Raw genomic sequence first — 6,782 nt, forward strand, 5'->3', positions numbered from 1 at the left:
TGTCAAGGGGCTGGCGAGGAATCCGGTCAGTGCCGGGAGGGCCGTGCGGTTACAGCCAGGTCAGGGTGATGTCGAGCGTGTCGAGCCAGCGCTCGAGTGAGTAGCCATTGGCGGCGATGCCGTCGATGGCGATCGATGCGTTGTCGATCGCGGCCGTGGCCTCGGCGAGGGTGATCAGGCCAGCGGCGTGCGCGGCCAGCAATTCGTCGATATCGAGCAGTTCGGTCTCGCGCTCGGAGCGCACCACGATATCGAGGTAGTGGTCCACCGCCTTCCACTTCTTCGGCTCGACCTGGGTGAATTGGCCGATATCGAGGTAGTAGTCCTGATCGCGCCGGTGTGCCGGGTTGTAGTGGAAGACCGTTACTCGGATGGAAAGTCCGGGCAGCAGCCACGATTCCATGTAGTGGAACTGTGGATGGTCCGAGGTGCGTGCCATGTACAGGCCCCATGGTTCGGCGCGGTAGCGCTCGACCGGCCGGATGAAGCCCTTCGGGTCCGTGTTGGTCAGTTCCGCGAGGTTGAAGTACTCGACCTTGGGCCTGTGCACGTCCACTGATGGTGCCTGTGTCATGCAAACAGAATCTACCGCCGTTGCGGCCACGTCGAGTGGTATGGCGGCGGGGCTGCTGGGCTACATCCAGGTCAGTGTGATCTCCTGAGTGGCGAGCCAGGGCTCCACCTCGTGGCCGTGCGCCGCCACACCCGCCATTGTCTTGGCCGCTCGGTCGAGGGCGTGGTGCGCATGGGTGGTATCGATCAGACCGGCCGCATGTGCGGTCAGCAACTCGTCGACGCCACGCAGTTGGGCCGCTCGGCCGTGCCGCACCGCGATCTCGAGGTACTGGTCCATGGACTTCCAGCGCTTCGGCTCGATCCGGGTGTACTCGCCGATATGCAGGCAGTAGTCCAGGTCGCGGTGATGCCCCGGCTGGTAGTGCGCGATCGTCACGCGCAACCAGAGTTCGGGCAGCAGCCAGGTCTCCAGGTACTGGATCCGCGGACCGTTGACGGTGCGTGCCACGTACAGACCCCACGGTTCGATGTGCACCCGGTCTATCGGCCGCACATAACCCTTGGGGTCGGTCATGGTCAGTTCGGCGATATTGAAGTGTTCTATCTGCGGTCTCAGTTGGGTTGTCATCGGTGATCCCGGTGCGGCGGTCGAAGTTGTGGGGTTCGCGGGAGCCAGCCCGCGTAAGTCTCGCGCGACATAACCGGCGATTCCGGTCACGGCGGGCGCAGCGGCAAGCAATGGAATCAGAGCGCTCATGGCCTCATCCTCAGTTCCGACAACCAAACTAGGCTACACCCGGAACCAGCGGTGCGCGCTCGACGAATTTCGTTGCGGCAACGGACATTTAGGACAGGTAACGGCCTATGCATCGGCGCTGGTCCGAGGCGGTGCGATAGAGCGCGTAACGGCTATTCGATCGTGATCCAGAGGTGGTTCGGCAACCTCGGCCGGCCACGGATGGGAATAGCGGCGGTCGATCACCATTTGAAGGTCGCGGGTGGAAACGTCACCGTGGGCGGCCAGGTGTACCGAGCGGGATCAGAGCCGATTCCCCACAGTTCGGCTGGTGGATCCGCAGGGCCGCGAATCTGTCGGTGCCTGGGCCTAGGCTGGGGACCATGGCATTCGCAACCGAAATCCCGGCGGAAGGCTACGAGGACCGGGGCACTCCGCTGGCGCATTCGGAATTTCGGCCGGTCGGGGAGATCGAGCGGGCCGATGGGCAGTTCCAGGTTGTCAGCGAACATCGCCCCGCGGGCGACCAGCCCACGGCCATCAATGAACTCGAGCGCCGCATCAAGGCGGGCGAGCGCGATGTGGTGCTGCTCGGTGCCACCGGTACCGGTAAGTCGGCGACCACCGCGTGGCTCATCGAGCGGTTGCAGCGGCCGACGCTGGTAATGGCGCCGAACAAGACCCTCGCCGCGCAGCTGGCCAATGAGTTGCGAGAGATGTTGCCCAACAATGCCGTCGAGTACTTCGTCTCGTACTACGACTACTACCAACCCGAGGCATATATCGCGCAGACCGATACCTATATCGAAAAGGACAGCTCGATCAACGACGATGTCGAGCGGTTGCGGCATTCGGCCACCTCGAGCCTGCTCTCGCGCCGCGATGTCGTTGTGGTGGCCTCGGTGTCGTGCATCTACGGTCTCGGTACGCCGCAGTCGTATCTGGATCGGTCGGTGCAGTTGGAGGTCGGCACCGAGATCGATCGGGACGCGCTCCTGCGGCTGCTCGTCGACGTGCAGTACACCCGCAACGACATGTCCTTCACCCGCGGTTCGTTCCGGGTACGCGGCGATACCGTCGAGATCATCCCGTCCTATGAGGAACTCGCGGTCCGCATCGAATTCTTCGGCGACGAGATCGATGCGCTGTACTACCTGCATCCGCTCACCGGCGATGTGGTGCGGCAGGTCGATACCGTGCGGATCTTCCCGGCGACGCATTACGTGGCAGGTCCGGAGCGGATGGAACGCGCCGTCGGCCATATCGAGACCGAACTCGAGGAGCGGCTGGCGGAGCTGGAGCGCCAGGGCAAGCTGTTGGAGGCGCAGCGATTGCGGATGCGCACGCAGTACGACCTGGAGATGATCCGGCAGGTCGGGTTCTGTTCGGGCATCGAGAACTACTCGCGTCATATCGACGGGCGTCCGGCGGGTTCCGCGCCCGCGACATTGCTGGACTATTTTCCGGAGGACTTCCTGCTCGTCATCGACGAGTCGCATGTCACCGTCCCACAGATCGGCGGCATGTACGAGGGCGATATGTCGCGCAAGCGCAATCTGGTCGAGTACGGGTTCCGGCTGCCCTCGGCCATCGACAATCGGCCGCTGACCTGGGAGGAGTTCGCGGAGCGGATCGGGCAGGCGGTCTATCTGTCGGCCACGCCGGGGCCGTATGAACTCGGCCAGGCCGGTGGTGAGGTCGTCGAGCAGGTGATCCGGCCGACGGGTCTGGTCGATCCGCAGGTGGTGGTCAAGCCGACCAAGGGGCAGATCGATGATCTGGTCCATGAGATCCGGCTGCGGACCGAACGCGACGAGCGGGTGCTCGTCACCACACTGACCAAGAAGATGGCCGAGGACCTCACCGACTACCTGCTCGGCCTGGGTGTGCGGGTGCGGTATCTGCACTCGGAAATCGATACGCTGCGCCGGGTCGAGCTGCTGCGGCAGTTGCGGCTCGGTGAGTACGACGTGCTCGTCGGCATCAACCTGCTCCGCGAGGGCCTCGACCTGCCCGAGGTGTCATTGGTCGCGATCCTGGACGCGGATAAGGAGGGCTTCCTGCGCAGCAGTACCAGCCTCATCCAGACCATCGGCCGCGCGGCCCGCAATGTCTCCGGTGAAGTGCACATGTACGCGGACAAGGTCACCGACTCGATGCGTCATGCCATCGATGAGACCGACCGCCGCCGGGCCAAGCAGGTCGCCTACAACGAGTCGATGGGCATCGATCCGCAGCCGCTGCGTAAGAAGATCGCAGACATCCTGGATCAGGTGTATCAGGAGGCCGACGACAGCGAGGTGGCCGTCGGCGGATCGGGCCGCAATGTCAGCCGCGGCCGCCGTGCCCAGGGCGAGCCGGGGCGGGCGGTGAGCGCGGGGGTCTACGAAGGGCGCGATATCAAGTCGATGCCGCGGGCCGAATTGGCCGATCTGGTCAAGGAACTCACCGCACAGATGATGAATGCGGCGCGGGAGCTGCAGTTCGAGTTGGCCGGGCGGCTGCGCGATGAGATCGCGGATCTGAAGAAGGAACTGCGCGGAATGGATGCCGCGGGGTTGAGTTGAGCGGCGGCGTCTTTCGACGCCGCCTGGCTCGGCGTTGCTCAGCTCTGGGTGGCCATCCATTCGTTGACGCGACGCTCGGCCTCGTCACGGGAGACGTTCTCGACCTTGGTCAGCACCGCCCAGCGGTGGCCGAAGGGGTCGATCACCACGCCGAAGCGGTCGCCGGTGACAAAGGTCTGCGGCTCCTCCGCATTGCGCGCACCGTTGTCGATGGCGCGTTTGATGACCGCGTCGACATCGGGGCAGTAGTGCACGATCGAGGTGTGCACCCATTCACCATTGGGGGCCAGGACATTGTTGTCCGGAATGGGCATGCCCAGTTGCAGGGTCGAGTCGCCGATCTTCAGTTCGGCATGCGCGGGCTGACCGTCGGGAAGATCGTTGCGGCTGATCACCTCGGCCTCGAAGACGTTGGTGTAGAACTCGATTGCCTTGTTTCCATCGGGAACCGCCAGGAAGCAGGTGATCGAGTGATAGCCATCGGCAATGGGGTTCACGGTCTCGGTGTTCACGGTTTCGCTCATGCCGATAAGCCTGGTCGTTCGCGACCGCGTGGTCTTGTAAGAAAGCGACAGCCGTGACCGGGACCCACGACGAGCCGGTTTCGGTGCCCGCGCCCGACAATGTGAAGGGCATCTTGCATCCGGTCGAGCAGGCCAGGCATCGGTCGCTGGCTCGTCTGTCCGCCGGACCCGAGGTCGGCCGATTCGTCGAGTGGTATTGGTCGGTGCGCTGGGATCTGACCGGCAGACCACCGTATTACGCCGAGGTGCTGCCGTTCCCGTGCATGAACGTCACCTTCGAACGCACCGAATCCCGAACCGGCGGTTTCGTCAACGGTGTCTGCACGACGAAGTACGTCCGCGAGCTCAGTGGTATGGGGGAGACCTTCGGCGTACGGTTCCGCGCGGGTGGGTTCGGCGCGTTCACCGGTCTGGATGTCGGTGCCTTCCGGGACGCCGCGGTGCCGCTCACCGAGGTGCTGCCCGAGGCCGAAGACCTGACCGACCGCGTGCTCGCCGAACCTTCGGATACTCAGCGCCGCAGCATCATCGAGGACTTTCTGATCGGCCGACAGGCCGCGGCGGATCCCAACTATCGGCTGGTGCTGCGCATCGTCGCGGCGATGGAACAGGATCTAGAACTGACCCGGGTCGATCAGGTCACCGACCGGTTCGATATCCCGATCCGCACACTGCAGCGGATGTTCCGGCGGTATATCGGGGCCGGGCCGAAATGGGTATTGCGCCGATATCGGCTCCAGGACGGCGCCGATCTACTGGCGCGCGGTCGCACGCGAGATCTCGCTGCGCTGGCCACCGAGTTGGGCTATTTTGATCAGGCACATTTCTCACGTGAGTTCACGGCCGAAGTCGGAATGGCTCCCCTGGAATATGCCAAGAATTCGCTACGCTCCCGCAATGAGGTGACTTCGAAGGTCGTTCCGACCAGGATGTAGTTGCAGGACCGATCGCGTTCGACCACTCGAACACGAGGTCGAGAATCGGCCTCCGCATCAGCGAATGAGGAGTTGGCCATGGATGTCTTGGTGTTGATCGGGCGGGTGCTCTTCTCAGTGTTGTTCTTGAGTTCGGCGGCAGGACATTTCACACAGACCGAGGTGATGGCGGACTACGCCAAGAACCGGGGCCTGCCGCTGCCGAGGATCGCGGTACTGGCCTCGGGCGTGATGTTCGCGCTCGGTGGCCTCAGTGTGCTGCTCGGCGTATGGGCGGACCTGGGGTCGCTGCTGCTGGCGATCACGCTGCTTTCGACGACGGTGCTGATGCACCAGTTCTGGAAGGAGTCCGATCCGCAGGCCAAACAGGGCGAGATGATCCATTTCAATAAGGATCTCGCCCTCACCGGTGCTTCGCTGATGCTGTTCGCATTCTTCGCGCATGTCGACGAACTCGGATTGACCATCACCGGTCCACTATTCACCGGTCTGTAGATTCGGCGCGGCCGGATTTGTGTCGAGCGTGCCGATACTGTGCGCTTTTTGGCTCGATTGCATTTATCGGGCTGACCGAGCCGCAGCACGATAGCTGCGGAATCGGATGGAAGGAGTGCGGCGAGATGAGTGCGCTCCGCGCTGTCCTCGGTCGGGACCGTGTTCCTGCCGGATAGCGGCCATAACTGCGATATGTGATGAATATCCCAGGGGCACAAGAACGTTCGCCACGGGTTGTGATGGATCACAGCTCGCGGACCCGGAAATTAGATCCGCCCAGGTCGCAAAGGCCGTTCCCGGCATTCGCCGGGTGAACCCGTGTCGGTAAAGCCGGAACATCCCGGAGTGTGATGTGTTGCGATTTCTGCTATTTCCGGCCGATTTGCCGCTATGGTCGACCCCAGTCGCCGCATGGGTGCCACGACTCCAGAGTGGCACCGAGGCAGGCACCCGACACCACAGTTGGAGGAAAGATGACCGCCTACCGGACCATTGTCGTCGGTACCGATGGCTCGGACTCGTCGTATGTCGCCGTCGATAAGGCCGCGGCGCTGGCCGGGGCCGCGGGTGCGACCCTGGTCGTGGCCTGCGCGTACTACCCGACCGACGATCGTGACGTCGCCGCGGCCGCCGATGTGCTCAAGGATGAGGCCTACCAGGTGCGCGGCTCCGCGCCCACCAATGAGATCCTGCGCACCGCCCGAGACCGCGCGGTCGCGGCGGGGGCCGAGGAGATCGTCGAGCGGGCAATCGTCGGTGAGCCCGTCGAGTCGCTGCTCGGGCTCGTCAAGGAGGTCGAGGCCGATCTGCTGGTCGTCGGCAACCGGGGGCTGAACACCCTGGCCGGACGGCTCCTGGGATCGGTGCCCTCGGATGTGGCGCGCAAGTCGCGTTCGGATGTGCTGATCGTGCACACCGTCAGGTAGGTGAAACCCGCTGCGGCAGCCGGCCCTCCCACGAGCAGGTGGCTGTTGAGGCTCTTGTGTAAGGTGTAGTTGCATAATGCAGT

7 protein-coding genes are annotated in these 6,782 nt (G+C 63.7%); 4 read left to right on the plus strand and 3 right to left on the minus strand.

All coding sequences use genetic code 11. The features are described 5' to 3' along the window. Nucleotides 1-49 precede the first annotated feature (49 nt). Nucleotides 50-574, minus strand: a complete 525-nt coding sequence (locus ABZW16_RS21445; protein WP_354957700.1) for a DUF402 domain-containing protein — start codon at nucleotides 572-574, stop codon at nucleotides 50-52. A 60-nt stretch (nucleotides 575-634) separates the two neighbouring features. Further along, a complete protein-coding gene (locus tag ABZW16_RS21450; RefSeq protein WP_354957701.1) occupies nucleotides 635-1,273 on the minus strand; it encodes a hypothetical protein in 639 nt (212 codons plus the stop codon). Between the two features lie 362 nt (nucleotides 1,274-1,635). Between ABZW16_RS21450 and uvrB the strand changes: the two genes are divergently transcribed. Beyond that, on the plus strand, nucleotides 1,636-3,819 hold the full coding sequence (gene uvrB / locus ABZW16_RS21455; protein ID WP_354957702.1) for an excinuclease ABC subunit UvrB: 2,184 nt from the start codon (nucleotides 1,636-1,638) through the stop codon (nucleotides 3,817-3,819). A gap of 38 nt (nucleotides 3,820-3,857) precedes the next feature. Here uvrB and ABZW16_RS21460 read toward each other — a convergent pair whose 3' ends face one another. Continuing rightward, nucleotides 3,858-4,343 (minus strand): VOC family protein, encoded by a 486-nt coding sequence (locus ABZW16_RS21460; protein ID WP_354957703.1) that lies wholly within the window; start codon nucleotides 4,341-4,343, stop codon nucleotides 3,858-3,860. Between the two features lie 53 nt (nucleotides 4,344-4,396). Between ABZW16_RS21460 and ABZW16_RS21465 the strand changes: the two genes are divergently transcribed. The 3 genes from ABZW16_RS21465 to ABZW16_RS21475 all read left to right on the plus strand — a co-directional run bounded on the left by ABZW16_RS21465 (nucleotide 4,397) and on the right by ABZW16_RS21475 (nucleotide 6,699). After that, nucleotides 4,397-5,278 carry an AraC family transcriptional regulator gene (locus tag ABZW16_RS21465; RefSeq protein WP_354957704.1) on the plus strand — a complete coding sequence of 294 codons (882 nt, stop codon included), beginning with the start codon at nucleotides 4,397-4,399 and terminating at the stop codon, nucleotides 5,276-5,278. Nucleotides 5,279-5,356: 78 nt separating this feature from the next. Then, entirely contained in the window at nucleotides 5,357-5,773 is a 417-nt protein-coding gene (locus tag ABZW16_RS21470) for a DoxX family protein (RefSeq protein WP_354957705.1), read from the plus strand. A 473-nt stretch (nucleotides 5,774-6,246) separates the two neighbouring features. Then, nucleotides 6,247-6,699: a universal stress protein gene (locus ABZW16_RS21475; protein ID WP_354957706.1), complete on the plus strand. Its 453-nt coding sequence runs from the start codon at nucleotides 6,247-6,249 to the stop codon at nucleotides 6,697-6,699. Nucleotides 6,700-6,782: the final 83 nt, after the last annotated feature.

It is taken from the genome of Nocardia sp. NPDC004604 (assembly GCF_040609795.1).
In the GTDB taxonomy this organism is placed as follows: Bacteria; Actinomycetota; Actinomycetes; order Mycobacteriales; family Mycobacteriaceae; genus Nocardia.